Here is a 26809-nt window from a genome sequence, read left to right on the forward strand (position 1 = left end):
AATTCCGTCTTCAACCCGCCTTGGTCTTCGATCCCGCCTTGGCATGTGTCCAACAGGTGTTGCCAACTTGGCACAAACGCCAGTGCTCGCCGTGTCATGCGCACCACGGCAGCCAGCGAGCTCGGCATGATTGGCTCGGCCCGCGGCTTGCGAAACAGGCGAAGGGCATCATCAGAATGATCGATGAAAAGATCGGGGCGGGGGGCGATAAGTGACCCTAATCTTAGCGTAGGCAACTCATGTCTTCGGCATATTTGGGATCAGAAGTCGCGGATCAGGATCTAGCGGTGGATTGTCAGACAACGACCTCCGATAATTGGTCAAGTGTCCCACAATACCCACTGGATCAGGGTGGTCCCGTACTGCGCCCATTTCAAAGATTGGGCGCCGATTTTGCCAACATTGCGGCCTTCGAGCACCTGAGAAATATCGTCCGCCAGTACCCCGACAAGCTTGCAATCAGCGACGGCGCCAATCGTCTGACCTATTCCCAGCTTCTCCGGTCAGTCGAGACGCTGTCCTACCAGATCGCGGCGGCCGTCCCAGATGGACAGGCGATAGGGATTCTTCAGGCCAACTCAGCCTGGTATCCCATCGCCATGCTGGCCAGCATGGCGGCTGGGCGCCCTTCGGTGCCGCTCAACGCACGAGATCCTGGCTCGCGGATTCTTGAAATCGTGGCCGGGGCGCGACTCTCAGCTATTCTGGGCGAGGGCAATGTCCGACCCGAACGTTTGCCTCACCGGGTCAGTTGGATCGATGTGTCGACCAGTGCGGCCTCGCAGGGTGGGCAAGTGCCTCAGTCTTATTCCGCCTCGGTCGATGCGCCCGCCATCGTGCTTTATACATCAGGAAGCACGGGCCGGCCCAAAGGCATCGTTAACAGCCAGCGCAGCTTGCTGTGCCGGGTCCAGCAATATGTCGATGCATGCCACATCAACTCGGATGATGTTTTCCTGCCATTGACCGGACCCGCCACAATCGCCGGGTGCCGGGAGATTCTTGCGGCTCTTCTCACCGGCGCCACCTTGCATCTGGTCGAAGTCGAAGCGGTCGGCTTGCGCGCCGTGCAACGTCTGGTGCGATCCGCGGGCGTGACAATCACCTATCTGGTGCCGGCACTGCTTCGCGCGCTTATGGCAGACGGACCTGCGGAAGCATTTCATTCACTCAGAGTCGCCCGGATCGGTGGCGAGAAGGTGCCGTGGAGCGACATCGCCCTGCTGCGCAAGGCCGTCTCCGATACGTGCCTCATCCAGATCGGTTACTCGTCAACCGAGACCACGGGCTCGCAATGGTTCCTGCCGCGAGACTGGCCGGAGCATGGAGATTCGGTTCCAGTTGGCTGGCTACTGCCTGGCATCACCTTTGCAATTGTCGACAAAACGGGCCGCCGCGTTCAACCAGGCCGCAGCGGAGAGCTTCTGATCAGGAGCCCCTATGTCTTGCTTGGCCATTGGGAGGACGGGGCTGTTGTGCCGACAACATCAGACCCGGACGATCCAAGCCTTCGGATTTTCGCGACGGGTGACCTCGTTAGACTTGATGACCAAGGCCTACTGCACATCGTCGGTCGCAAGGGGCGCCAGGTAAAGATCAATGGTCGACGCGTCGAGCCAGCCGAGCTCGAACGGGTGCTGCGTTGCGCACCCTCTGTTGCGGATGCTGTGGCAATCGTGGCTGCGGCGAATGAGCTTGTCGCCTTTGTTGTTCCTCGGCGCTCGGCCGAAGCGGCCTTTTCAGACGAGCTTCGCCAGCTTGTCAGGTCCAATCTGCCGCCGCCGCTGCGTCCCCTGCGGTTGCACACGATCGCCGAGATGCCGCGTCTGCCGAGCGGCAAAGTCGACATCACGACACTTGCAGACATGGATCTTTCAGCCAGAGAGACGGCAGCGATCGAGCGTCCGCTCGAGCCGCGAGGCAAGCTGACGGCGCAGCAGGTCGTCCAGCGGGCATGGACCAGCATTCTTAATACGCGGGTGGCGGCAGGGCGCTGGGACGACGCCGGAGGAGATTCACTGAAGCTGCTGCACTGCGTCATGGAAATCGAAAGCGCTATCGGGCAGGAACTCGGTCTTGAGGCCTTCACCGTCGGAATGAGCCTGGACGAAATGGTCAAGGCGGTCGTATCTGCACAGGCAGGCGACCAAAGCGCGCGCGCCGAGAAGCACGATCCTCCCATTCTTTTTCTGTTCCCGGGGTCGGTCGGCTATGGCCCGAGCCTTGCTGCCTTTGCAGCAGCGATGGGCAAGGTCACCCGCGTTGCCCCGATCAGGTATCCGGCCCTGGCTCTGATACTGCGCGGGCAAAACAGCCTCGCCGACATGGCCGATGCCGCCGTCGAGCAGATCCGCCGCACTCAACCTTCGGGTAACATACGACTTCTTGGCCATTCGCTCGGCGGCGCTGTTGCTTTCGAAGTGGCGGCGCGGCTGCTGGCCGCGGGGCGAACCATAAAGTTTGTCGGCATACTCGACACCAGCCTCGTCGGCGAGCGAAGCGCCTACTTGGAGACGTTTACGCGCACATTTAATCGAATCCGGACCAACCGCGTATCCGCTTACCGGATGGCTTGCCGCGCCCTCGCGAAAGTCGCCGTGAAAATGGGGCGAGAGGCGCAACTGGTCCGGTTTCTCGATCGCTACGCTCAGGGACAATTCAATGCGACGAGCTTTAGAACCAAACTGGAACTGCAGGAGGTTTTGCGGGCACGGGCCTTCTTCCAATGGCTGACAGAGCCGAAGCCGGCGCTGCCGATCACCGGCACCCTGTTTCGCTGTGCTCGACCCGGAATGACTCTGGCCATCGGCTGGGATCGCGTTTTCGCCCATCTGGACGTGATTCCGATCGTCGGCACCCATATCGACCTGGTCATAGAGCCTCACCTCGCCACCAACCGTCCCCTTATCGAGAAAGCGGTGGCGCAAACCTATTCGCCAACCGAGTCTCGCAAACTGGAGTACAAGCCATCGACCTGATCTCAACATTCGGCAAGGACGCGCTGGTGCTCGAGGCTGGCGCGGAAGTCGATCGTATCGTCCAGATCTTGCGCCAGCAGGTCTTTGGCACGCTGCGACGTCGAGGGGTGGTTGTCGGCCTCTCAGGCGGCATCGACAGCTCAGTCGTCGCGGCGTTGTGTGCTCGCGCCTTTGGAAAAGACAAGGTCCTCGGGATATTCATGCCGGAGCGCCATTCCTCCGGCGACTCGCTAAGGCTCGGCCGCACCGTCGCCGCGCAGCTTGCTATCGATACGGTCCTGGAGGATATAACGCCGGCCCTGGAAGCGATCGGCGCCTATAGACGGCAGATCGAAGCAATCAAGACTGTCGTTCCCGAATATGGGGACGGCTGGAAATGCAAGCTGGTGCTCGCCTCGGTTCTCGAGAGCAACGGTCTCAACATCACGCGCCTCACGGTTCAGGACCCCGAGGGCAGGACCGACACGGTGCGTCTGCCGTCGGCAGCCTATCTGCAGATCGTCGCGGCAACCAATTACAAGCAGCGCCTGCGGAAGATGACCGAATACTACCATGCCGACCGCCTCAACTACGCGGTAGCGGGCACGCCGAACCGCCTGGAGTACGACCAGGGCTTCTTCGTCAAGCAAGGCGACGGAATTGCCGACCTGATGCCAATCGTCCACCTCTACAAGACCCAGGTCTATCAATTGGCGGAATATCTTGGGGTGGAGGAAGAGGTCCGGCGAAGACCGCCCACCACGGACACCTTCTCGATGCCGCAGAGTCAGGAGGAGTTCTACTTCGCGCTGCCTTATTATTTGATGGATCTGTGCCTCTACGGCTTGAACCACGGGATAGCCAGCGAAGAGATCGCTGAGGCAACCGGCCTCACCGAGGCGCAGGTCCAGAAGGTTTTCAAGGATATCGACAGCAAGCGGCGCGCCGCACGTTATCTTCACGCGCGGCCGTTGGTGTCCTCTTCAATGGGCGAGGGCTAGGCGATGTGCGGCATCGCCGGAATTGTGTCGCTGAGCGCCGCAGCGGCGTCCCCTTCCCGGGATGCGCTGATACGTATGGCGGGCGCGCTGGCGCATCGCGGCCCGGACGAGCGCGGCCTTTACCGGGACAGACGTGCAGGATTGGCGCATGCCCGCCTGTCCGTCATCGATCTCGCAAGCGGCCAGCAGCCACTCGCCGGCGCGGACGACACAATGTGGATCGTCTTCAACGGCGAAATCTTCAATTACGTCGAGCTGCGACAAGACCTGGCCGCGCTCGGTTATCGCTTCCGCACACGCAGCGACACCGAGGTCATCGTCCATGCCTATCATGCCTGGGGCGAGGCCGCCTTCGAGCGAATGAATGGGCAGTGGGCAGTCGCCATCTGGGACTCCGTGGCTGGTCGTCTCGTCTTGTCGCGGGATCGGTTCGGCATCTGCCCGCTGCACTTTTGCGAGCATGGCGGACGGCTTTACTTCGCCAGCGAGGTGAAGGCCATTTTCGCGGCCGATGCGGACATACCCCGCGCGTTCGATCCAGCCGGCATCGATCAGACTTTTACTCTTTGGACTGTCGCGCCGCCACAAGGCGTGTTTGGAGGAGTAAGCGAACTCACGCCTGGGCATGTCCGCATTTATGACCGCGGCGTCGTTCGCGAGCGGGCTTTTTGGAAGCCTGCCTATCCAGAGGTTGACGGGCCTGGCGATGATGAATTCAGCGGCTCGCTTGATGACGCGGTGGAGGAAGTGCGCAGCGCCTTGGAGACCGCGACGGCGCTCAGGATAGTACGCGCCGACGTGCCGGTTGGCTGCTATTTGTCCGGCGGGCTCGACAGCTCACTGGTCGCCACGCTGGGGAGACGCTTCGCGGGCGAGCGCTTCCAGACTTTCTCGCTGCGTTTTGCCGACGCCGAATATGATGAGACGCATTTCCAGCGCCTGGTTGCCGGCGTGGCCGGCAGCGACCATCATGAGGTGGTTGTTTCGCGCAGCGATATCGCTGGCATCTTCCCTGAGGTTATCTACCATGCCGAGCGGCCAATCCTAAGAACCGCGCCGGCGCCGCTGTTCCTGCTCTCGAGACTGGTGCGCCAGCATGGCATCAAGGTCGTGCTGACCGGCGAAGGGGCCGACGAAATGTTCGCCGGCTACGATTTGTTCCGCGAAGGCAAGGTCCGCCGCTTCTGGGGACGCCAGCCCGCCTCGAAGCGACGCTCCCGTTTGCTGGAGCGCCTCTATCCCTATCTCAGCCGCTCGCCGGTACAGCAGCAAGCTATGGCACGCCAGTTCTTCGGGCGCGACATCCACGCCTGTGGTGCGCCTGGTTTTGCGCATGGCACGCGCTGGCGTACCACAAGCGCCATCAAGCGGCTGTTTTCGCCAGACATGCGCGCCCAAACGGAGCGCCATAACGCCGTGTCCGAGCTGCTTGCCCGCCTGCCGTCGGAGTTTTCGCGATGGGGCTCTCTTGCGCAGGACCAGTATATCGAGATCCAGACGCTGATGTCGGGCTACCTGCTGTCCTCACAAGGGGACAGGATGCTCATGGCTCATTCCGTCGAGGGGCGCTTCCCGTTCCTCGACCATGAACTCGTGAGGCTCGCGAATTCGCTTCCGGCCGCCTACAAGCTGCGCGTGCTCGACGAAAAGCATGTGCTGAAACGTGTAGCGCAACCGATCGTGCCGTCGGAAATCGTCACCCGCAAGAAACAGCCTTACCGGGCCCCCAACGCGCTTTGCTTCGTCGCAGATGGCGCTCCGGTCTACATTCGCGAAGCACTTTCGGAGGCGGCGCTGCGCGAAGCGAACGTCTTCGATCCCAAATCGGTTACCCGGCTCCTGAGCAAGTGCCAAGCCAGCGCCGGCGGCGGCGACCTGTCCAACTCCGACAATATGGCGCTGGTCGGAGTGCTGTCGACGCAGCTTCTCCATCGGCAATTTATCGCGAGCCGTCCAAGTGGGGCTCGCACGCTCAAGCTCAGCATCGATATCGACCGCGAGCATCGTGAAGAGGTGCTCGCATGATGCATGGCGCCGTACCCCTCCTGCACGACTATCTCACCAACTCTGCCAGCCGGCTCGGCGCCAAGGTGGCCCTGGTGTGCGGCAATCAACGTGTCACCTATGGCGATCTCGACATGCGCTCGAACGCCATAGCGCACCATTTGACCGAGGCTGGAATTGCGCGTGGCGATCGAGTGGTGATCTTCGCCGACAACACTGTCGAGGCCGTCGTCGCTTTCTGGGCGGTGCTCAAGGCCAACGCCGTGGTGTGCATCGTCAATCCGCTCACCAAAAGCGACAAGCTCGATTATTTGCTCAACGATTGCCGCCCGACGGCACTGATCACCGACAAACACCTGCACTCGATTTTCAGGGATCCGGCGCGGAATTGCCCATCGTTGCGCCGCATGATCGTCTCCGGGCCGATCGAACGCAACGACCTGCAAGAACTTCCGCATGCTGTGCGCTGGGATACTGCGGTCGCGGCAGCCCGCAGCACGCCGCCCGCGCGCCGCTGCATCGACATCGATCTCGCTGCGATCATTTATACGTCCGGCTCGACGGGCGAGCCCAAGGGCGTGATGCTGACGCATCGAAACATGATCGCCGCATGCGCCTCGATTTCCTCGTACCTGGCGCTTGCCGAAGACGAGGTGATCCTCAATGTCCTGCCGCTCGCCTTCGACTACGGTCTTTACCAGATGATCATGGCGTTCGGCGCGGGCGCCCGGCTGGTGCTTGAGCGCTCGTTCGCCTTCCCGGCGCAGATCCTTGGGCTGATCAAGCAAGAAAGGGTGACGGGCTTTCCCGGCGTACCGACCATCTTTGCCGCACTCGGGGAGCTCAAGTCTCTGAGGGATCAGGATTTTTCGAGCATTCGCTATGTCACCAACACTGCGGCCGCCCTGCCGCTCAAGCACATTCTCCTGCTGCAGGAGCTGTTTTCTGGCGCCCGTATCTATTCGATGTACGGCCTTACCGAATGCAAGCGCTGCACCTACCTGCCGCCGGACGATCTGGAGCGAAAGCCGTTGAGCGTCGGCATCGCCATCCCCAACACGGAAATGTGGATTGTCGACGAGCATGACAGGCGGGTCGGACCCGGCGTCGTTGGTCAGCTCGTCATCCGCGGAGCGACGGTGATGAAGGGCTATTGGGGCAAGCCGGAGGCGACAGCCAGAAAGCTCAAACCCGGACCGCTGCCGGGTGAGCAGGTCCTGTACACCGGCGACTACTGCCGGATGGACGCCGAGGGCTATCTCTACTTTGTCGGTCGCGGCGACGAGATCATAAAATCGCGCGGAGAGAAGATAGCGCCGAAGGAGGTGGAAAACGCGTTGATGAACATTGCCGGCGTACGGGAAGCCGCGGTCATCGGCGTTCCGGACGAGATGCTCGGGCAAGCAGTGAAGGCGTTTGTCGTGATGGAGCAGGGAAGCATGCTCGGCGAAAAGCAGTTGCAGAAAGAGTGCCAGAGACGGCTGGAAAACTTCATGGTTCCGAAGTCCATCGTCATCGTACCCAGTCTGCCGATGACCGACACGGGCAAACTCAAAAAAACGGCCCTGTCATGAGTCGGCACCAAAGCGAAGTTGATCAGCATTCATCTTTTGTACCGGAGGCGAAATCAATGTTATCTACCAAGGATAGAACCGATACCTTCAGTGAACAAATTCGCGCTTTCCTGGCCTCGAATTTCTATATAGCCGATCCGGACAGTCTGGAGAGCGACACCTCGCTTCTCGACCAGGGCATCGTGGACTCGACGGGGGTGCTCGAGGTTATCGGCTTCATCGAGGAGACCTTCGGCATCACGGTCGAAGACAGCGAGCTGCTGCCCGAGAACCTCGATTCCATCCAGGGAATTGCGCGATACGTCATGCGCAAGAGAAACTGATTGCCGAAAGCCCGCAGCTCTGTTTCAAATCCCCGGCTGTTTTAAGCCGCGACAGCGCGTCTGAAGCCTGCCGCGACTGTGGCGCTTATGCCTGCGCCTTTGTATGTGCCACAACCACCCGGCCCTCGCCGGCTGGATTGGTGACTGCCCGGATACTCTCATAGACCTTGGAACGCTCGAGCAAACTCATGACCTGCCGGTCCTGGCCAAGGCCGACCTCGAAAAGCAGGATGCCTCCGCGCCGCAAATAACGCGGCGCCTCCTTCAGCACCCGCATGTGGATGCTCAGGCCGTAGGGGCCGGCTGCGAATGCTTCACGCGGCTCGAGTTCGACCAGATGCGAACGGTCGCCCTCGAGCCGTTTTTCCGAAATGTAGGGCGGGTTGCAAACGACCACATCGATCGTCCCGTCAAGCTCCAGGCCGGAGAAGGCGCTGAACAAGTCGCCCTGAAGCACTGTTACCCGCTCCTCCATATCAAGATGGATGACGTTGCGGCGCGCGACCTGCACGCATCCGTCGGTAAGATCGCTTGCCCACACGCGCGCGGTGGGGGCGTGGTGCGCGATGGCGCATGCCAGATTGCCCGCCCCACAGCACATGTCGACAACGCGAGGTACCGGCAAGTTCAGTTGGCTCAGAACATCGAGAGCGGCGTTGCCGAGCAGTTCCGTTTCCGGTCGAGGAACAAGCGCACCGGGCGAGACGAGCAGCTGCAGTCCCATGAAGGTGCTGCGGCCCCTGCCATAGGCATCGGCGACATTGATCTCTTCGCTCACGACACTCACCTCCCGTTTTATCCGGCGTTGGTGGCCGACAATGGCGCACCGATAAAGTGTATCTTAAAACCGCTTAACTCTCGATCGACAAAATCAAAACCCAATCCCGCCTCAGACGCTTTGAAGCCCTGATGCTACAAAGATGACCATAAGCTTCTGCGCCGTGTCATGATTAGGAATATCTCCTTACTCGAGCCGGTTATCCCCAGGCTGGCGAGCCAGTTGCCGAATTCTCAGCCTGGCGTCACGATTTTGCTACATTTTAATCAAAGAAGGCACATATGTAAGCAATTCGTAATGTTCCAGCAGCGGGGCGGAGCTGCTGCTTCCCGGAAGGTTAAAGTTTGTCCCTCATCGAAAGAATCGACGAGATTGCGCGGCAATTTCGCGTCAACGAGCGCGCATCATGAAGTCGACCAAAGAGCGCTCGCTCGATCTACGCTCCGCAATGTTTGGCTGTGTGCACGGCCTCGTCGGCGTAGGCGTTTTCTCCGCATTGATAAATATCCTCGCCTTGACCGGCTCCGTCTACATGCTCCAGGTCTACGACCGCGTGCTGCCTTCGCAGAGCGTGCCGACTCTTATCGGATTTACCGTCGGGATGCTGGGACTTTACGCGGCCTATGGGCTCCTCGATTTCGTGAGGCTTCGCCTGTTGGTCCGCATCGGCAGCCGCCTGCATAAAAATCTGCAGCAAAAGGCGTTTGCAGCCTCGCTTTCCCTGCCCCTGGTCGCCGGGCCGGATGCGAACCGGATACACCCGCTTCGTGATCTGGACCAGCTACGTGGCTTTCTTTCCGGGCTGGGGCCGACGGTCTTATTCGATGCTCCCTGGATACCATTTTATATGGTGGTCATCTATCTGCTGCACCCCGCCCTTGGCGTGCTGGCAACGCTCGGTGCATGCGCCGTTGTTTTTTTGACGGTGGTTGCCGAGATCATCGGCCGCAAACCTGCGGCTCGTGCATCTGAAACACTCGTCGCGCAGCGGCTGCTGGCCGATTCCGGCCGCCGCAATGCAGAGGTCGTTCAGGCGATGGGCCTGTCTGCTCCGCTTAGCCGGCGCTGGAACGAGGTCAGTCATCTTTATCTGAAGAACCAGGAACGGCTTTCGGACGTCGTCGGCGCAGCGAGCTCACTGTCGAAGACGCTGCGAATGGCCTTGCAATCATGTGTGCTGGGGCTTGGTGCCTACCTTGTGATCGGGGGCGAGGCCTCGCCCGGCGTGATCATTGCATCGTCCATTTTGCTGGGCCGCTCACTAGCGCCGGTCGATGTGGCCATCGCAAACTGGAGAGGGTTTCTGGCAACCCGCAAGAGCTATTCCGAGCTGGCGGCAGCGCTGGATGCCTTTGCTAGCCAGCAAGAGACAATGGAACTGCCGCGCCCAAAGGCGGAGCTTGCGGTCGAAGATTTGACTGTCGCGCCACCAAGCCTGCAGAAGCCAACCATCTTCAATGTAAGCTTCCGCTTGGCAAGAGGCGCAGGGTTGGCGGTCGTCGGCCCGAGCGGCTCCGGCAAGACCACGCTCGTACGCGCTTTGGTCGGGGCGTGGAAGCCGCTTCGTGGCACGGTAAGATTGGACGGCGCCTCGCTCGATCAGTGGAACTCAGAACTGCTCGGCATTCATATTGGCTACCTGCCACAGGACGTTGAGCTGTTCGACGGGACGATCGCCGATAACATTTCGAGGTTCGGTGGCAAAAGCGACGCAAAAGGCGTGCTGGCAGCTGCCAAGGCTGCGGGCGTGGACAAGATGATCATGCGTCTTCCGCAGGGTTTTCAAACACGCATCGGAGAAGGCGGCGCGGCCCTTTCGGCTGGGCAGAGGCAGCTCGTCGGGCTTGCCAGGGCACTTTACGGCGATCCCTTCCTCGTCGTTCTTGACGAACCAAATTCCAATCTGGACGCAGACGGCGATGCTGCTTTGGCCGGCGCAATCCTGGCTGTGCGTCAGCGCGGCGGTATCGTGATCGTCGTTGCGCATCGCCCCTCCGCTCTCGTCAACATCGATCAGGTACTCGTCCTGTCGAACGGGATGCTCCATTCGTTCGGCTCGCGCGAAGACGTTCTGGCAAATGTGGTCCGGCCCTTCCCGCGTCCGGACAAGCCAAACATTGTCGTTCCGCTGCAGCACGGTGCAAGCGGGCATGCGTGAGGTATTGCTTAGTGTCTAACGTGACCATGTCGTCATATGCTGCGGTTGGCGGCGAAGGCCAGCCGACCGGGGCGAAGCCGGAGTCGGATGGCATTCGAGCCAATCTACCCTGGGGTAATCTGGTCCGGAGCCTGGCAACAAATTGTCGTTCCGCCGCGCAAAGGTGCGGCCGAGCATATGCGAGGTATCGCTCCACTGTTACCGTGTCGTCATACGTCGCCGCCGGCGGTGAGAGCCGTTCGTTGGAGACGAAGCCAGATCCGGATGGCATCCGGGCCAATCTGCTCCTGGGCCTGGCAACCAGCTTGCTGTTGGTCTTTGGCGGAGGGCTCTGGTTGGGATTGACCAAGATTGCCGGCGCGGTGATTGCGCCTGCGACTGTGGTGGTCGAAAGCAACATAAAAAAAGTGCAGCATCAAACCGGCGGCACCATCGGCGGAATCTTCGCGCAGGACGGCGATCATGTGAAGGCCGGCGACGTGTTGGTCAGGCTGGACAACACCTTGACCCGAGCAAACCTGCAGATAATCACCGAGGACCTCAATCGCGCCACCATTCGTCTGGCCCGACTGGAGGCCGAGCGCCAGGGTCTGCCGGAAATGCAGATCCCGCCCGACCTTCGCGCTCAAATGGGTGATCCGCAAGTGGCGGCACTTGTCAGTGGCGAGCGTGCCTTGTTTGAAAGCCGTGCTGCGGCGCTGGCTGGCCAGAAAGCCCAATTGCAAAGCCGCTCGAAGCAGCTGGAACGTCAGATCGATGGCCTCAAATCGCAGCAGTCTGCGACGGACGAGTCTCTGGATCTGCTGACCAAGAACCTTGCAGATGTCGAATCTCTCTATGCAAAGAAGTTGGTGTCCAAGGAGAGGTTGAGCAATGTCAGCCTGGAGAAGACCCGGACTCGCGGCGAATCGGGACGCCTTGTCGCGGCGATAGCGGAGGTACAGGCTCACATCAGTGAAACGGACCTGCAGGTGCTTCAGCTCGACGAACAAATGCGGAGCGACGTGACCAACGAACTTCGCGAAACGGAAGCCAAGCAGACCGAACTCAGTGAGCGCAAGGTGGTGGCCGAAGACGAACTCGGCAGGACAGACATTCGTGCCCCGCAGTCGGGCACGGTACAAGAATCCTCGGTCCACACCGTCGGAGGCGTAATTGGCGCCGGAGAGGTGCTCATGATGATTGTGCCCGATTCCGACAACCTTGTCGTCGACGCTTCCATTCCTCCGTCGCGTATCGATGAGATTCATCCCGGACAGCAGGTATCGATCCGCTTTCCGGCGTTCGACGCCGGCACCACACCTGCTTGCGAAGGCTCGGTCAAGCGCGTCTCAGCGGATCTGATCAAGGATCAGCAACGCCAGCTTTCCTATTTTTCGGCTCGCATCGACGTCGAGAATGAAGCGACCTGCCTGACTGGAGAGAAAATACTCAAACCCGGCATGCCCGCCGAAGTCCACATAAGAACCGACGAGCGCAGTGTCTGGTCCTACTTGATGAAGCCTCTTACCGACCAGTTCTCCAGGGCCTTCAGGCAGTAAGGAGGCTGCCACACTCTCAACCGGCAGCCCGGCCGATTCATCGGGTCGCCGCGTTTTCGAGAGCGCTGCTGAACCTGACCTCGATCGTGTCTCCCGGCATGACCTCGGTGTCTTCTTGGACAAGCTGTTTCCGCCATTCTTCGCCGAGCTTGCGAATGATCGTTACCTCGGCCTGGATCCTTTCGCCGGCAACCGGCAACGGCAGGGCGGCCGCTCCCGTGGGCTGCAACTTCTGGCTGGCGGCGCGAAGTCTTGCGCTGACGTCGGCAAGGCGCACGTTGGTATCCTTCAGCTCGGTCAGCAGACCGATCCTTCTTTGGTTGTCATTGCGTTCGCGCTGTCTGGCAAAATCGTCCTGCTGACGTCGTGCTCTCATAAGTTCAACCGAGGTTTCGAGTGCCCGGCTGGAAGAGAGCACCAAAGCGCGCCGGACGTCGGCGAGCCGGGTATTGGTTAGATTTCCCGACTCAAACGCTTTCCTTACGCGCGCCAGTTCGTCTTCGTCCGCCTTCACCCCATCCGCTTCGGCCCGCTCGCGCTCGAGCAAGGTCTCGGTTTGCGCTGCAGCATCCTTGCCACTTTTGTCGAGAAAGCTCTGCTCTTTCTGGAAATTGTCCAACGAGAGCTTCAGCCCTTCTGCTTCGGCCTGCGCGATCGCCGACGCAAAACCTGCCGACAACGGCGACCCTTGTGGTGGCTGCATGTCGAAAGTCGACTTACCCTGAAGTTCGGCGCGCAGACGGGCGCTGTGAAAATAGTCTCTCGTGTATTCCCCCCAAAGCGACTCATAATCGCGCCGCAGATCCACCGGATCGGGGCCAACCTGGTTTGCCCGGGACCGCAAAAGGCTGAAGCCACCTGACACCGCAATCGCCTGCCGCACGGTCATCAGCGGGCGATAGGCCTGCTGTCCGGGAGTGAGCACGTCGCCAGTCACATAGATCGGCCTGTACTCTGCAACCACGGCGGTCACGTCTGTCGGCTTGATGACGATCATTTGCTCCCGCCCGTCAGGCAGCCGCTGGTGGAATATCTTGGTTGGCAAGATCGTCTGCATGCGTGTCTGCAGTTCGGCCGGAGTCAGGCCGCCAACCGAAACCATCCCGACTTCGGGAAGCGCGATCGTGCCGTCCATCTGGACCACCGCACGTTGCGTTCGCTCAGAGATGGAGGCAATTCCTATCTCGACGGTATCGCCGGCGGAAAGTCGATAAGCAACCCGTGCTTCCGCCGCAGCGGCCGTTTCCATCGCGGCTAGCATGCCGAGCACGACAAGAAGGATTCGATTAACGAGGACCATTGGCGGCAATCTCCTTCTGGTTCGACCGCGACTCTTCCGGCCAATCGAGACGGGTGATGAATTCGTAGACTGGCCCGCCAGGCACGCCCCAGTTGCTCGACCAGATCACCTGTGAGCCGTCGGGGGACGGCGAGGCATGGGTTTCGCTCCAATAGTCGGACGGGACGTTGTGGGTTTGCGTGACTCGTCGAACCTCACCGCTGCCGTCGAGGCGCAGCGCGATCACCTCTCGCGCATATGGCGCCCAGTCGCGATTGGCAGATATCTCATCGGGATTGCCGCCATAGCTCACGAACACCCAGCCGCTCCTGTCCAGTGCCCGCGCGGACGCATGCTCCGCTTCGCCAAATTTCATAAGCGAGGTGACCTTCCCGTCAATCAGTCTCCTTTTGATGACGTGATATTTGTCAGGGTCGGATTTGCTGATGCCCACGAAAACTTCGCTACCGTCATCATCGACCGTCATATCGCCATGGCCGGGCCGATGATGGTCCGTCCACCTCTGCCGCAACGTCCCGTCGACGGAGAAAATAGCTCGCTGTTCTGTGTCTTCGTTCACGTTCTGAAAGCACAGGATGTTCGCTCCCAGCGGGGAGATCGAGCAGGCGCTGACCGTTCCGGCAAGCTGGGCAAGATCGATGTCAGGAAATTTCCGGCGCTGCTTGAGATCATAGGCAAAGGCAACCATCGCACCATCCCCACGGATCGCGCGCACTGCTATGCGGTCGCCGTCGCGGCTAGGATTGCCTTTGGACGGACCGAACTGAAGATCATGGTAATTCGGCGACACGAACAGCACGTCTTCGCGATTGGTCCGTGGCGCCCAGGTCGAAATTTTCCGGTCCTGAACGCAAATCATCAGATCGGGATTTTGCGGATGCCATTCGCATTCAGCCGATCGAGCGCGACGGAAAAGCGGGACATAGGTGTGCCCGTCGAAAAAGCACATGCCATTGCAGCCGTTGGTGATGACGAGGAGGCTCTGGTCTGAATTCCATGCCTGGGAGCTGGAATAACGGTGGCTGCAAAATTTCTTCTCGCATACGACGCCATTGCCAAGAGCGCCAGGCTTGGTGATGCGCATGAAAACTGTCCCGAAGGCTGGATCCGTCGCGGGTTGGAGATAATCGGGCAGATCCATCATCACTGGCGCGACAAACTGTGTCGGCGCGCTGTCTTGCCGGCCGCTGGCCGTGGACAAATCCAACGACAAGGCAGCCGCAATCAACAGCGGAGCCAACCCACGCGGGCGAAAGGTCATGTCATGTAGCCCATTTCGTGTCGCACCCGGCCTTCGCTGAGGCGCCCTTGCCACCATCCGATGGTCCGCTCCAAGCCTTCGCGCAGGCTGGTCTGGGCGCGCCATCCAGTCTTGCTTTCGAGGAGCGAAGAATCGGCCAGCAAGGCACGCACCTCGGAATTCTGCGGCCGCAGCCGGCGCTCGTCGCGGTGAATTGGTTTCTTGCAGCCACTCAACTCGATCACCAGATCCAATATGTCCGAGATCGTCACAGCGCGCTGGCTTCCGGCGTTGTAGGCATGGCCAAATTCGAGCTCGGCCGAACCTGCGGTCAAAAACGCCGCCGCGGTGTCTTCCACGAAAGTAAGGTCGCGGATCGGGCTTGTGTCTCCCACCATGATCGCAGGGCATTTTTTATCGAGAGCCTGACGTATGATGGTCGGTACGATGGCCCGCTCACTTTGGCGTGGGCCGTACGTATTGAAGGGCCGCATGATAACCACGGGAATGTCGAACGATCTGGCGTAGGACTCCGCCATCATGTCCGCACCGATCTTGGATGCCGAATACGGTGACTGTCCCTGCAATGGGTGGGACTCGCTGATAGGCATTGTCAGCGCGGTGCCATAAACCTCGCTTGTCGAGGTGTGCACCACACGCTCTGTCTCCCATTGGCGCGCCGCTTCGAGGACGTTGACCGTGCCCAGGATGTTGGTTTCCACATAGGACTGGGCGGCGGCATACGAATACGGGATAGCGATCAGTGCGGCGAGATGAAACACGACCGCCTGGCCGCGCACGATCCGATTAACGAACGCGCTGTCGCGAACATCGCCGCGGATGAGGTTCAACTGGCTTCGTATAGTGTCCGGTAAATCGTCCAGCCAGCCGTGGCTGTCGAAGGAATTGTAGAGAGCCACCGCGGTGACGTCGGCACCGCTGCGGACGAGCGCCTCGGTGAGATGCGAACCGATGAACCCATCGGCACCCGTAACCAGAACTTTCCTGCCCTTGTATGCCATGACCCAAGCGTTCCCCCTATGACGTGAGGCACTGACTTTGCAAATCCACGAGAGCGCCGATGTCCCATCTGCTCTCAAGTTTCGATCGGCGGCGGCGAAACGACGCCAAGCACCGCCAGCAGGCCGCGCACCATCCAGACGACATCGGAGACGATCGTGCGTTGCGGATAATAGGAAAGGTCAAGCCTGGCTTTGGCCGGAAACAAGACCTCACGGTAGAACAGTAACGGGTCCACGGATCGCGGATAAAAATGCGCTTCATTCCGGAAGAGAACCTGGGCTGGACCAAGCAAGCCTGGCTTGTATTGTAAAATACCCTCGAAGCCCCCGCGAAAACAATCGGCGAAGACAAGGCTCTCCGGGCGCGGCCCGACGATTGCCATCTCGCCCCTGAAGACGTTCCAAAGCTGCGGCAGCTCGTCGAACTTGGTGACGGCGAGGAACCGTCCTACCGGCGTCATGCGGCTGTCATCGGCCATGGTCAGCGCCAAGCCACCGGGATCGCATTTTACGCTGAACTTGCGGAACTTGTACATGCGGAATGGGCGAGCACCGGCCCCGACGCGGGTCTGCGTAAAGAAGATGGGCCGACCGCCTTCCAGCAGCAGCGCCACGGCAATCAGCAACATCAGCGGAGCAAAGACGATCGCCGCGGCCGCAGCAATGACGAGATCAATTGCTCGTCTCACAGTCCCATGGGCGGCACTTGAGACGTTAGGCCGGTGAATGGCTACGTCCAGGGCATTCATGCGGCTGTTCCTGTCTGAGCGCAACCGCTAACCGCTGCGGCAAGAGCGACAACCACCGTTTCGACCAAAGGTGCCGTGACCTGCGGATGCAGCGGTACCGTCAGCTCGCGCTGCGCGAAATCTTCGGTGCGCGGCAAATGAGTATCGGGGATAAGCTCACGATAGAGCGTCATCTGGTGCACCGGCGGGTAGTGGATAGTGGTTTGTATCCCTTGCGCGCGCAGTGCGTCGATGACGTCTTGCCTGTCGGCGTAACGTGGCAAAAGGATAGGCATGATGTGGTAGGCCGACGTCCGCGGCTCGTGGAACGGGATGGTCACGGCCGGACAATGCTTGGCTATGAGACGGCGATACAGCATGACCAGGATACGCCTGATCTCATTCCACTCCTGCAAATTTTGCAGCTGGACGAGTCCGATCGCAGCCCGCAATTCATCCATGCGATAGTTGAATCCGAGCATGGTGACATCATACTGAGGGGTGCGGCTGTTCAGCCTTTGACGTGTCCCGGTGGTCATCCCATGTCCACGCGCCTGGCGGATTGTCTCGAGCAGACCGGCATCCCTGGCGATCACAGCCCCGCCTTCCGCCGTGGTCATGTTCTTGTTGCCGTAGAAGCTGAAGGCGGCCGCGGCACCAAATGTCCCCACCTCCTTCAAGCCCGGCGCATGCGCCGCGTCCTCGACGATATGCAGCCCCCGGGCACGGGCGAACCTCTGCCATTGTTCCCGATCGGCGAGGTAGCCGGCGAAATGGACGAGAATGATTGCCTTGGTGCGGGTCGTGCATTTCGCTTCGGCTTCCACGATCGACATCAGCGGCACGTCGGCTGACTCGATGTCCACGAAGACCGGTGTCGCACCGACATAGAGGACCGCATTTGCGGTCGCCACGAAAGTCAAGGATGGCACCAGCACCTCGTCGCCCGGTCCGATGCCAAGTGCGTGCAAAATGAGATGAAGCGCTGCCGTACAAGAACCGACCGCGACGCAATCCTCCGCACCATGGACGTCGGCAAAAGCTTGTTCGAAGGCTCGTACCTGCTCCCCCATTGTCAGCCAGCCGCTGTCGATGACCTTGGTCAAAGCAGTCTTTTCCGGCACACCCAGGATCGGGGCACTGACCAAGAGCATCACAACCTCCTAGACTGATAATTGTGGGAACCGAGCTCGTGACTTCATCATGCAGCCGTCGCGGTGACCTCGATCGAGGCCGATTGGTCTTCCCAGGAAATGGTCTGTGCGTTCTGGAAGTCGTCGACGCGCCCGATATCGAGCCAGAGACCCTCATGCTTGTACACGTGCACGGTTGTGCCGTTCTGCATCATCTGCAGCATCAGGTCGTCGAACCCAAAGGGTATGCCGGATGGGATAAACTGCAGAACGTCCGGGTTCATGCAGTAAATTCCCATGCTGACCAGATGCGAGAGGGTCGGCTTCTCGCGAAAGACCTGCACGGTATTGTCGACTTCGTCGATGACGCCGAAATCCATCTTGATCAGACGACAGGCTGTTGCGATCGTCACCGGATCGGTGTGCTTACGGTGCGCTGCTACAAATCGACTGAGGCTTAGATCCGTAAGGACGTCGCCATTGAGAACGATAAACGGCTCCGTCAGTTCATCCCTGATCAAAGACAGTGGCCCGATGGTGCCAAGCGGCTCCATCTCCTGCGTATATCGAATTTTCAGGTTCCACTGCGAGCCATCTCCACACACGGTGCGGATCAAGTGGCCGAGATACCCGGTTGTAATATAGACTTCCTGAATACCGTTGCGTCGCAACCATTTCAGAAGCATCTCGAGAACCGGCCGTGCGCCGATCGGCATGAGCGGCTTCGGCAAGACCGAAGTGAAGGGGCGGAGGCGTGTTCCCATTCCTCCACATTGAATCACCGCTTTCATCCTGGTCCTCCCTTGTTCATTCGGCCTGAACGCTATCGTCACGGGCCGGCTATCCTGCCTTGGTCAGCACCCGGGAAACACGTTCTTTGCCCCTCCGAAGAACCGGTGAGATTTCCCGCAGAAGACCGGTGAGATTTCCCCACCGATCCCTGATCCGGACATTGCATCTGGATGGTATGTGGCCGTCGGGGTGGATGTCGTCGTGCATTCGAATGGTAACAATTCGGCCGTTTTGCTGTTCTATATCTTTGGATCTATGGCAGTGCTGAATGACCAGCCGGTCTGTCAGCTTTCCAAAAGGTCAGAACGTATGTTCGACGACGTTCGGCGGGTTCGCTCACAAGGGGCAAAAAAAAGAGGAGCGTTTCCCGTTATTTAAGATTATATTAGAAATTCGGCGTTTGTGGTGTTGGGGGTGCCGCGGCGTCGGCTGGATGAATCGACGAGTGAATGGCTACGACTTCAGGCCCATCACCGTTCAATCCATTCAGATACGCGTTGGGGTAGTTCAATGTATCGAATCGTCATCGCCGACGATCACGGCTTGTATCGTCGCGGCTTGCGATTGGCACTGACCGCAGGCATTCCAGGTGTAGAGATATTTGAAGCGTCTTGTTTCGACGCGGTGCTCAGTTTGCTGGCGGAGCAATCGTTCGTGGATCTCGCGATCCTGGATCTGAATATGCCAGGCCTGTTCAATCAAGAAGTGCTCGGCGGGATCCTGTCCGCCTATCCGGATACGCGATTTGCGATCGTTTCCGGAAACGATTCACGCTCGGAAATACTCACGGCTCTGTCGATCGGGCTTCACGGTTACATCGTAAAGTCGCAGACGGACGAAGAGGTTGTTTTGGCCGTCAATGAAATCCTCTCCGGGCGCATCTATGTTCCCGCACTTCTGTCACGCTCGGGTGCAACGCAAGCAACCCACGCGCATACCCACTCCGAGAAGGGCCCACAGCGACGTACCGCTGGCGTCAACCTTGGCAGGCTGACCTCGAGGCAAAAGGAAGTCCTCAAGCTGATGGCGGAAGGCTATTCAAACAAGGAAATTGCGCGCGATCTGGAAATCGCGGAGGCGACCACGAAAATCCACGCTGCTGCGGTTCTGCGTGAATTGGGGGTACGCAATCGGACCGAGGCTGCCGTTATGCTGAAGACTTGGCTTTCGAGACATGCCAGCTAGAGCGCCGCGCGTCCTTTTGGACGTGCAACGGCATCCCATGACTCCTCACGCATATTACTGCATATCCCAAAGCCACGGCGCAGCTTTGGGCCAACGACATTCTTGGAAAGAACACTGCCCATCTCAAAGGCCGCTCAGCGCCACCCGCCTTTAGATATCTGCTTCCGATTGTAGCACTGCACTACAATCCGATTTCCTTGCGCGACAGCCGCAGCGAATACCGCAACCCTTGGTCCGATATTTCCAGCCTGGGAGAGTGACCGACAAGCGGCGCTCCATCCACTCCGATTATCATGGAACCGAAGCCATGACGGACTACACTTGAGGTCCGCCGCCGCCCCGATTCCACCCACTCGAACACGACATCGCTGCCTGTGTCTTCAGCTGCGAACGTCCAGCTTACGTCGATCCGGCCTTTTGAATCGCCAAGCGCTCCGTATTTCATGGAATTGGTGGCAAGCTCGTGAACGATCATTGCAAAACTCTCGGCGGCGCCTCCCGATATCGCCACGGACGGACCGCTGACCGATATGGCGCGTGTCCCCATATAAGGGTGCAACTCTTGCGCAACGAGATCGTTTATCGCCCCCGATACGCTGCCGTTGCGTGAAAGAAGCAAATGGGTTGCCTCGAGCGCGCGTATCCGATCGATCAGCATTTCCTTGTATTTGGCGACGTTGTTTCCGGGAACATCGACCATCTTCACGAGCGCCGTGATCACCGCGAAAACATTGCCGAATCTATGACGCTGTTCGAGCATGATGCGCTCCCGCTTCTTTGCCGCGGCACGCAGCAGCGTGGTTTGTCGTCTCTCGCTCAGATCGGCAGCCACTCCAAGCCGCTGTCCACCATCATCATGTCTTTCCTCCCTTCCGCGCAGCGCAACCCAGCGGATATGTCCGTCCGGTCGGCGGACACGTATCTCAACATCGTAATTCGTGACCGATGGTGCGGCCTTTCTCGATGCCGCCAGCTTTGGCCAGTCCGCCGGATGGACGACAGCTGACAGTTCCTCCAAACTGCGGCTATTGGCCTGGGCCAGGCCGAGAATGTCCCAGAACGTGTCCGAGCCCGTGACTGTCCCGTCTTTAAGGTCGATGCGCCACGTGCCCAAGCGTCCAGCAGACAGAGCGAGGTCCAGCCATTCCTTCTGAGCCCGAAGCGCTTCGTGAACAGCGCGTCGTTCCGAAATATCGTCGACCACCACGAAGATGCTCTCCGAGAGTCCCCCCTTGGGCACGGACGAAGAAAGCGTTAGCCGAGCCCAGAATGCCATACCGTCCTTTCTTAACAGACGGACCTCGGAAACGAACGAAGAGATGTCATTGCCCAGCCTTGCCAACAATTGCGCCAAGGTATGCCGGTCGTTCGGATGGGCGAGCGTATCGAGCCGCAATTGGGCAAGCTCCTCCTCCTTGTACCCGGTCATCTCGCAAAGGCGTTTGTTGGACTGAAGCAACTCACCTTTCTCGTTGGTGTTCGCGAATCCCAGGGCAGCACGTTCGAAGGCCCAACGATAGCGGCTTTCTGTCGCTTCGACGGCAGCTAGCCTGGCCTCCGCGACTTCCAGCAACTCACGCAAGTCCTGCCGAAGGCGATGGAACGTCATGGCAATTACCCCGCCCGAAACCAGAAGCAGGATTGCGCGTGCCCAATCTCCATTTGAAATGTGATCGTGTCCTCGCGCCCACAGGCCGACAGTCACCATCAGAATGGTCGCAGCAAGCGCTGCCACGCGGTCTTCGAGATAGGCGATAATAATAATAGCCGGAATAAATTCCAGAAAACTGGCGCCTTGCCCAATATAGGCTGACGATTTGATTTCAAATATCAGTGTGGCAGCTAACACCGATGCAGAGGCAATATGAGTTAGCAATCTGCCCGACGGGTTCGAATTCGACCTGCGCGACTGCGAGCTCATGGACACAGACTACAACCTTCTGACTAGCCCGTCGAGACTAGAGCAAAAAACGTACAGCTTAGTACCACTGCCGGATTGCCATACCGCTATCATAGCGCGCATTTTATCGGACGCAGCGGGGCCTAAGAGCTGCCTTAGAACTGTCGGATCATATTAAGTTTTTCAAGGTGGCGATGAACATATTATCCGTCAGCGCATAGAAGACTAGAATCCAGCGACACATAGAAGACTACATGAATCCCGAATACTTATTTCGGGCGTGTGAAACTTTGGGTTAGGGGTAGAAAATGAATCTGATCGATAGACAGGTCAATGCTTCTTCGAGCAATCGGTACATTGCTACGAGGACCAGGTATGATTTTGAAGCGCGGAATACGCGGCCCTCTTCTGGTCACCTTGCCGATCGCGCATCGGATCTATTGGACGCAAGGTTCGGCGAACAAAAAGGCCGCAGTCTGGAATCCATAACCGGCGTGCTTGATCGCATTGGCTGTGGCTATCTCGTGCTGAATCGCGAGAGAAAGGTGGTCGAGTGGAACGCAGCCGCCCAAACCACGCTTGAGCGCCAGGGGGAAGCGGCCGACACTGCGAGCGGGCTTACGACCGCCCTAAGGCGGCTGATCGCAAATGTTCCGGGTCAATTCCTGCCGGGCTCACTATCCTGGGTGGTGATCCGCAGCAGAGGCGACCGTCCGGTGATTCTGAACGAGAACGGCGTTATCGCTCCCGACGGAACGAGCATTGTGGCGTTGCTGGATCGGGATAACAGATCTGGGCCAAATCCTCGCACGTTGCAAAGAATGTTTGGCCTGACGAGCGCAGAAACGCACCTCGCCTTGCGCCTGGCTCAGGGCGACGCTCCTTTGGAGATCGCTCGCAGCTGGCGCCTCAGCCGCACCACGATCCGTTCCCAGCTTGCCTCGCTGTTCGCCAAGACCGAAACAAAACGCCAGGCGGAACTGGTGGCCCTTCTTGGCCGCATTTCGGTCCTGCCGTAGAGGCAGGCCACTGGATACCATCGCCGGACGTCGGCATCCGCCCGGGGATTCAGACGGCGCAAGTTGGAGTGTCATGACTTGGCAGGTCGTGCACCGCATGACGGAAGCCGCAATCCCGGACCGGCCATTCGGTACTGTCGAACGGATTCGAAAGGCGACAAGTTGGACAACGATCTAGGCAGCGAGTCTGTTCTTGCCGCAGCGGAGAAGGTGGAAATCGCTCGATCGCGTTCGGACCGCGCGGTGAAGAGACTGGCACGGACCGGACCGATCGTCGTCACCGGCGCGGCAGGCTTCATTGGTTTTCACGTCGCTTTGCGGCTTTTGCGTCTGGGTGTCGAAGTCATCGGCGTCGACAATTTCTCCCCCTACTACGATCCACGACTCAAGGAAGCGCGATTTGCGCGCCTCTGTACCGAGTCGGGCTTCACTCCGATGCGAATTGATCTGGCGGATGCGGCGCGTGTCCAGTTGCTGTTTTCAGAAGTTCGACCTTCAAACGTTGTGCATCTCGCGGCTCAGGCCGGCGTGCGACATTCACTAGTTGACCCGCATGCCTATCTGCAATCGAACATAATAGCCTTTCTCAACGTTCTTGAGGGCTGTCGGCACTTCGGCGTTAGTCACCTCGTCTATGCCTCTTCGAGCTCCGTCTACGGCTCAAATCGAACCATACCGTTTTCCGAGCATCACGGCGCCGATCATCCTGTCAGTCTGTACGCCGCAACCAAGCGTTCAAACGAATTCATGGCGCACTCATACAGTCACTTGTTCGGCTTACCTATGACTGGACTGCGCTTCTTCACCGTTTATGGCCCCTGGGGCAGGCCCGATATGGCGGTCTATATGTTCACGCGTGCGATTATCGAGGGGAATCCAATCGAAGTAGCCAATGCCGGCCGCGTGTGGCGAGACTTCACCTATATCGACGATATCGCTGAGGGCGTGGTTCGAGCACTTGCTGCACCGCCGCGGCCCGATCCGCATTGGGACCCCTTCACCGCCGATCCTGCTACAAGTTCCGCGCCGCATCGCGTCTACAACATCGGCAACGACTGGCCCGAGGAGATCAACCGGCTCATTTCGATCATCGAGACCGCCCTTGGCTGCCGGGCGCTTCGCGTGGATGTGCCGTTGCCGCCTGGCGACGTTTTAGAGACACGCGCCGACGTCAGCGACCTTCGCAAGGCCGTCGGCTTCGCCCCGACGACGCGGCTTGAGGACGGAGTGCAACGCTTTGTCGAATGGTACCGGGACTTTCATGGAAGGGATGCCGCGACCAGCATACGGCAACAAACGTTGGTGCATGTAGAGGCCACCGTGTGATCCGCGCCTTGTCGGAGCGACGGATCCACGCGTCTGTTATCCTGTCGGGGCTGCTGGTCTGGTCAAAAGATCAGCTGATGCCGCACAGCGTCACGACGACATTTTCCGGTCATCGATGCCCCGCGCGATCCTCGCGCAAATCAGCTTATCGCGGGCAGTTCCAATGAGCGATCTCGATTCGGAGACTGAAGTTGCACTTGGCACGGAGCACAAAGAATTCGCCGCATCCGCGCTCTGCCGAACAATGTCATTCAGATGGATGATGGTGACGTTCGGGCTCCATCGTAAGCTCTATTCGACCGCATTTTGCCTCCTCGGAATCGCGAGCTCATGTCCCAAAGCTACTTTCTGAGATCCAGGACGGTTGCTACGGTCGAGAAAATAATCACCCGTGTTCCTCCAAGCCCGATCGGCGGTATTCTTCGCGCGGCAGGAGGCGTTTCGGCCATGGCGATTGCCGGCCAGCTGACCCTGGTCGCCGCCATTCCCGTTTTGGCCCGGCTCTATTCCCCGGCAGATTTCGGGATCTTCACGATTTACCTGTCGATCGTAAACATCCTCGGTGCGATCGCAGCATTGCGTTTCGAGGCCTCGCTTTATGGGGTCAAGGACAGTGCGCAGGCGTACGTGACCGTTAAGCTCATTCTCCTGGCTGTCTTGGTGACGAGTGTCCTGGCCTTTGGGGCAGGACTGCTGTGGGCGAGCATCGCTCCAGCGCGAGTTGGCCACCTCGCCTGGCTCATTCCACTTGGGATGGGGGGTGCCGGCCTCGTCGAAGCAATGAACTGCTGGAGTCTGCGCGTAGGCCTGCTACGCGACTTCGCCCTCGGCCGCCTGATTTTGCCGGTGACCATGGCCCTGCTGCAACTAACTTTTGGGCTCGCCCATTTCGGAGGCGACGCGATGGTGCATGCTCATATCCTGAGCCAATTCATCTTCATCGGAATCCTCGGCTCTCGGATTCTGAGCAGGAAGGACATAGGCGGCATCGCCCGAGCGCCGTGGCGGACCGTCTTTGCAGTCGCCAGGCGAGAATACAAGTTTCCATTGTTTGACATTCCGTCGGCCCTAGCGAGTTTTGCCATCATCAATCTTCCCGCAATACTCGTTGGTTCGCTGTTTGGCGCCGCTTTTGCCGGCTACCTGGGAGTTGCGTCACGGCTGGTGACTGCACCCGTCACGCTGATCGCCAACCCGCTTAGCAATGTTTTTGTATCTGAGGCGAACAAAACCAGCAGTCGCGCCCATTTGCTCGGCACCGCGCACGGCCTCTTGATGCTTTCAGCCGGCCTCACCGCATTGCCAATATTAGCGCTTGGCCTGGCCGCGCCATATATCGTCGTTCCCCTCTTGGGCGCGCCCTGGGTTCCCGCCGCAGACATTATGACTGCGCTGGCGTTCATGGGTGCCACGCAGGCGTTGTCGACACCGCTTCAAGATGTCCCGGCTCTTCTGCGACGGCAAGAGGTACGACTTCTCGTCGACGGCGCGCGGACGGCGCTTGTATTTGGCCCGCTACTCGCCGGTGCTGAGGCAGGTTGGGAACCACTCAAAGTCATTTATCTGATGGCGGCCGGCGGCGCCGTCGGGTTTGCACTGAAAACGGCGGCCTCTCTGTATCTTCTCCGCCACTACGTCGAACCATCGGGAGCCGCCATACCAAAGCAGAGTCATCATCTCGAGGGAAAAACACCATGAAGCACTCGCAGCTTGATCAGCTTCTAACGACCGATGTGGTTGACCAACATCATCGCGCTGATGCTTCGCGACTGCGCCCTTTCATTTCAGTTGCCATCCCGACCTTTCGCCGACCGGACACGATCCGCCGGGCGATGGATAGCATTCTGAGTCAAGATTTCGCCAGTTGGGAGCTGGTCGTCAGCGACGACGAGGGCCGAGAGGGAGCGACCTGGGCAATCGTCACCGAGTATGCACGGACCGAGCCTCGCATCCGAATTGTCGAGAACGGTCGGGGCCGGGGTCAGGTCGAGAATACCAACAACGCCATGCTCGCTTGCGTCGGAAAATGGATCAAGCTGCTCCATGACGATGACTGGCTCGCCCCAGGCGCACTCAAGACCTTTGCCGAGGTTTCCACCAAGCATCCCTCGGCTGCATTTATGACCTGTGCCGCGAATATAATTGAAGACGATCGGATGAAATTCCGATTGCCACCGCAAGGGCGACAACGGATCTCCGTCTACTCGAGCCAGCAATGCCTAACGGACCTCTATCTGGTCCGTACGACGCGGAGCCTCGGGATCATCCCGTCGACGCTGTTGATCAACCGCGACGTCATTCACGCGGGTTGCCTGATGCGCGCGCACAATTCTATCCCGGCCGGAGTCGACCAGCTGTTCTTTGTTGACCTGGCATGCCACGGAGACATGGTCGCGATAAATGACGGCTTGATCTTCTACGACGCGACCAATCACCCGAGCATCACTACAACTAAGAATTTTGATGAAGTTGATCAAGTAACTCTTGCCGTCAAAGAGCTTAACTGGAATCTAATTCAGGATCGTAAACACCTCCCTCGCCCCGAGACTTTGTTACGGGCGCTGCGGGTTGCTCGTATTCCCAGCAGATTCCACCAGCAGTCATGGCGAGCGACGATCCAAGATGCCATGCAAATTCTTCGCCCATCAGTTATGAAAATTGCGAGCCAGCACATTCTTACTTACGTGTTCGCCATCCGCCCGAGACTGGGCCGGTTGCGTAGCCAGAGGCGAATTTAGCGTGGCGGCATCATTGAGGCCTGCGTTGGCCGGCTGGCACGCATTCTACACCGTCGAAGGCGGCTTTCCTTCGTCCAGGCTTCGGGGATA

General features: G+C 59.2%; 20 protein-coding genes. 12 read left to right on the plus strand and 8 right to left on the minus strand.

Annotated features, from left to right (window positions below; genetic code table 11):
• Positions 1 to 239 precede the first annotated feature (239 nt).
• From NKJ17_RS18590 to NKJ17_RS18610, 5 genes are read left to right on the plus strand one after another with little or no spacing between them, the layout of a single operon-like run.
• Complete coding sequence (locus NKJ17_RS18590; RefSeq protein ID WP_352689627.1) at positions 240 to 2978, plus strand: AMP-binding protein; 2739 nt, start codon at positions 240 to 242, stop codon at positions 2976 to 2978.
• A complete protein-coding gene (gene nadE, locus NKJ17_RS18595; protein WP_352507250.1) occupies positions 2975 to 3958 on the plus strand; it encodes an NAD(+) synthase in 984 nt (327 codons plus the stop codon). The genes NKJ17_RS18590 and nadE overlap by 4 nt, the downstream gene beginning before the upstream one ends.
• 3 nt (positions 3959 to 3961) lie before the next feature.
• Complete coding sequence (gene asnB, locus NKJ17_RS18600; protein ID WP_352507230.1) at positions 3962 to 5983, plus strand: asparagine synthase (glutamine-hydrolyzing); 2022 nt, start codon at positions 3962 to 3964, stop codon at positions 5981 to 5983.
• Positions 5980 to 7536 carry a class I adenylate-forming enzyme family protein gene (locus tag NKJ17_RS18605; protein WP_352507231.1) on the plus strand — a complete coding sequence of 519 codons (1557 nt, stop codon included), beginning with the start codon at positions 5980 to 5982 and terminating at the stop codon, positions 7534 to 7536. The genes asnB and NKJ17_RS18605 overlap by 4 nt, the downstream gene beginning before the upstream one ends.
• A gap of 56 nt (positions 7537 to 7592) precedes the next feature.
• Positions 7593 to 7859: an acyl carrier protein gene (locus NKJ17_RS18610; protein ID WP_254819389.1), complete on the plus strand. Its 267-nt coding sequence runs from the start codon at positions 7593 to 7595 to the stop codon at positions 7857 to 7859.
• An 85-nt stretch (positions 7860 to 7944) separates the two neighbouring features.
• On the opposite strand, the gene NKJ17_RS18615 is transcribed toward NKJ17_RS18610, so the two are convergent.
• Positions 7945 to 8658, minus strand: coding sequence for a N5-glutamine methyltransferase family protein (locus NKJ17_RS18615; RefSeq protein ID WP_352507251.1), 714 nt, complete (start codon positions 8656 to 8658; stop codon positions 7945 to 7947).
• 385 nt (positions 8659 to 9043) lie between these two features.
• Between NKJ17_RS18615 and NKJ17_RS18620 the strand changes: the two genes are divergently transcribed.
• Both NKJ17_RS18620 and NKJ17_RS18625 read left to right on the plus strand, forming a co-directional pair.
• Complete coding sequence (locus NKJ17_RS18620; protein ID WP_352480481.1) at positions 9044 to 10795, plus strand: type I secretion system permease/ATPase; 1752 nt, start codon at positions 9044 to 9046, stop codon at positions 10793 to 10795.
• 242 nt (positions 10796 to 11037) lie between these two features.
• Positions 11038 to 12336, plus strand: a complete 1299-nt coding sequence (locus NKJ17_RS18625; RefSeq protein WP_352507233.1) for an HlyD family type I secretion periplasmic adaptor subunit — start codon at positions 11038 to 11040, stop codon at positions 12334 to 12336.
• A 37-nt stretch (positions 12337 to 12373) separates the two neighbouring features.
• Here NKJ17_RS18625 and NKJ17_RS18630 read toward each other — a convergent pair whose 3' ends face one another.
• From NKJ17_RS18630 to NKJ17_RS18655, 6 genes are all read right to left on the minus strand, one after another.
• Positions 12374 to 13636 (minus strand): polysaccharide biosynthesis/export family protein, encoded by a 1263-nt coding sequence (locus NKJ17_RS18630; RefSeq protein WP_352507234.1) that lies wholly within the window; start codon positions 13634 to 13636, stop codon positions 12374 to 12376.
• A complete protein-coding gene (locus NKJ17_RS18635) occupies positions 13623 to 14897 on the minus strand; it encodes a hypothetical protein (RefSeq protein WP_352507235.1) in 1275 nt (424 codons plus the stop codon). Before NKJ17_RS18635 ends, NKJ17_RS18630 begins: the two co-directional genes overlap by 14 nt.
• A complete protein-coding gene (locus NKJ17_RS18640; RefSeq protein WP_352480477.1) occupies positions 14894 to 15898 on the minus strand; it encodes an SDR family NAD(P)-dependent oxidoreductase in 1005 nt (334 codons plus the stop codon). The genes NKJ17_RS18635 and NKJ17_RS18640 overlap by 4 nt, the downstream gene beginning before the upstream one ends.
• Before the next feature lie 74 nt (positions 15899 to 15972).
• A complete protein-coding gene (locus NKJ17_RS18645) occupies positions 15973 to 16647 on the minus strand; it encodes a sugar transferase (RefSeq protein ID WP_352507236.1) in 675 nt (224 codons plus the stop codon).
• Complete coding sequence (locus NKJ17_RS18650) at positions 16644 to 17780, minus strand: DegT/DnrJ/EryC1/StrS family aminotransferase (protein ID WP_352480475.1); 1137 nt, start codon at positions 17778 to 17780, stop codon at positions 16644 to 16646. Before NKJ17_RS18650 ends, NKJ17_RS18645 begins: the two co-directional genes overlap by 4 nt.
• 47 nt (positions 17781 to 17827) lie before the next feature.
• The gene (locus tag NKJ17_RS18655) at positions 17828 to 18550 is read right to left on the minus strand and encodes a nucleotidyltransferase family protein (RefSeq protein ID WP_023675619.1); all 723 of its coding nucleotides are present in this window, start codon (positions 18548 to 18550) and stop codon (positions 17828 to 17830) included.
• A gap of 511 nt (positions 18551 to 19061) precedes the next feature.
• On the opposite strand from NKJ17_RS18655, the gene NKJ17_RS18660 reads away from it, so the two are divergent.
• Positions 19062 to 19736, plus strand: a complete 675-nt coding sequence (locus tag NKJ17_RS18660) for a LuxR C-terminal-related transcriptional regulator (protein ID WP_352480474.1) — start codon at positions 19062 to 19064, stop codon at positions 19734 to 19736.
• A 181-nt stretch (positions 19737 to 19917) separates the two neighbouring features.
• On the opposite strand, the gene NKJ17_RS18665 is transcribed toward NKJ17_RS18660, so the two are convergent.
• Entirely contained in the window at positions 19918 to 21657 is a 1740-nt protein-coding gene (locus tag NKJ17_RS18665) for a PAS domain S-box protein (RefSeq protein ID WP_352507237.1), read from the minus strand.
• A 287-nt stretch (positions 21658 to 21944) separates the two neighbouring features.
• Between NKJ17_RS18665 and NKJ17_RS18670 the strand changes: the two genes are divergently transcribed.
• The 4 genes from NKJ17_RS18670 to NKJ17_RS18685 all read left to right on the plus strand — a co-directional run bounded on the left by NKJ17_RS18670 (position 21945) and on the right by NKJ17_RS18685 (position 26719).
• On the plus strand, positions 21945 to 22655 hold the full coding sequence (locus tag NKJ17_RS18670) for a helix-turn-helix transcriptional regulator (RefSeq protein ID WP_352507238.1): 711 nt from the start codon (positions 21945 to 21947) through the stop codon (positions 22653 to 22655).
• A 243-nt stretch (positions 22656 to 22898) separates the two neighbouring features.
• Positions 22899 to 23981 (plus strand): NAD-dependent epimerase/dehydratase family protein, encoded by a 1083-nt coding sequence (locus NKJ17_RS18675; protein ID WP_352689632.1) that lies wholly within the window; start codon positions 22899 to 22901, stop codon positions 23979 to 23981.
• Between the two features lie 447 nt (positions 23982 to 24428).
• Positions 24429 to 25679, plus strand: a complete 1251-nt coding sequence (locus NKJ17_RS18680; protein ID WP_352507239.1) for a lipopolysaccharide biosynthesis protein — start codon at positions 24429 to 24431, stop codon at positions 25677 to 25679.
• Positions 25676 to 26719: a glycosyltransferase family 2 protein gene (locus tag NKJ17_RS18685; RefSeq protein ID WP_352507240.1), complete on the plus strand. Its 1044-nt coding sequence runs from the start codon at positions 25676 to 25678 to the stop codon at positions 26717 to 26719. The genes NKJ17_RS18680 and NKJ17_RS18685 overlap by 4 nt, the downstream gene beginning before the upstream one ends.
• Positions 26720 to 26809: the final 90 nt, after the last annotated feature.

The organism is Mesorhizobium sp. M0208 (assembly GCF_040322015.1).
Taxonomy (GTDB): domain Bacteria; phylum Pseudomonadota; class Alphaproteobacteria; order Rhizobiales; family Rhizobiaceae; genus Mesorhizobium.

Coding starts and splice junctions, on each gene's coding strand:
- NKJ17_RS18590 (WP_352689627.1), top strand. CDS start 240: ATGTCTTCGGCATATTTGGGATCAGAAGTCGCGGATCAGGATCTAGCG.
- asnB (WP_352507230.1), top strand. CDS start 3,962: ATGTGCGGCATCGCCGGAATTGTGTCGCTGAGCGCCGCAGCGGCGTCC.
- NKJ17_RS18605 (WP_352507231.1), top strand. CDS start 5,980: ATGATGCATGGCGCCGTACCCCTCCTGCACGACTATCTCACCAACTCT.
- NKJ17_RS18610 (WP_254819389.1), top strand. CDS start 7,593: ATGTTATCTACCAAGGATAGAACCGATACCTTCAGTGAACAAATTCGC.
- NKJ17_RS18620 (WP_352480481.1), top strand. CDS start 9,044: ATGAAGTCGACCAAAGAGCGCTCGCTCGATCTACGCTCCGCAATGTTT.
- NKJ17_RS18630 (WP_352507234.1), bottom strand. CDS start 13,636: ATGGTCCTCGTTAATCGAATCCTTCTTGTCGTGCTCGGCATGCTAGCC.
- NKJ17_RS18635 (WP_352507235.1), bottom strand. CDS start 14,897: ATGACCTTTCGCCCGCGTGGGTTGGCTCCGCTGTTGATTGCGGCTGCC.
- NKJ17_RS18640 (WP_352480477.1), bottom strand. CDS start 15,898: ATGGCATACAAGGGCAGGAAAGTTCTGGTTACGGGTGCCGATGGGTTC.
- NKJ17_RS18645 (WP_352507236.1), bottom strand. CDS start 16,647: ATGAATGCCCTGGACGTAGCCATTCACCGGCCTAACGTCTCAAGTGCC.
- NKJ17_RS18650 (WP_352480475.1), bottom strand. CDS start 17,780: ATGCTCTTGGTCAGTGCCCCGATCCTGGGTGTGCCGGAAAAGACTGCT.
- NKJ17_RS18655 (WP_023675619.1), bottom strand. CDS start 18,550: ATGAAAGCGGTGATTCAATGTGGAGGAATGGGAACACGCCTCCGCCCC.
- NKJ17_RS18660 (WP_352480474.1), top strand. CDS start 19,062: ATGTATCGAATCGTCATCGCCGACGATCACGGCTTGTATCGTCGCGGC.
- NKJ17_RS18665 (WP_352507237.1), bottom strand. CDS start 21,657: ATGAGCTCGCAGTCGCGCAGGTCGAATTCGAACCCGTCGGGCAGATTG.
- NKJ17_RS18670 (WP_352507238.1), top strand. CDS start 21,945: ATGAATCTGATCGATAGACAGGTCAATGCTTCTTCGAGCAATCGGTAC.
- NKJ17_RS18680 (WP_352507239.1), top strand. CDS start 24,429: ATGGCGATTGCCGGCCAGCTGACCCTGGTCGCCGCCATTCCCGTTTTG.
- NKJ17_RS18685 (WP_352507240.1), top strand. CDS start 25,676: ATGAAGCACTCGCAGCTTGATCAGCTTCTAACGACCGATGTGGTTGAC.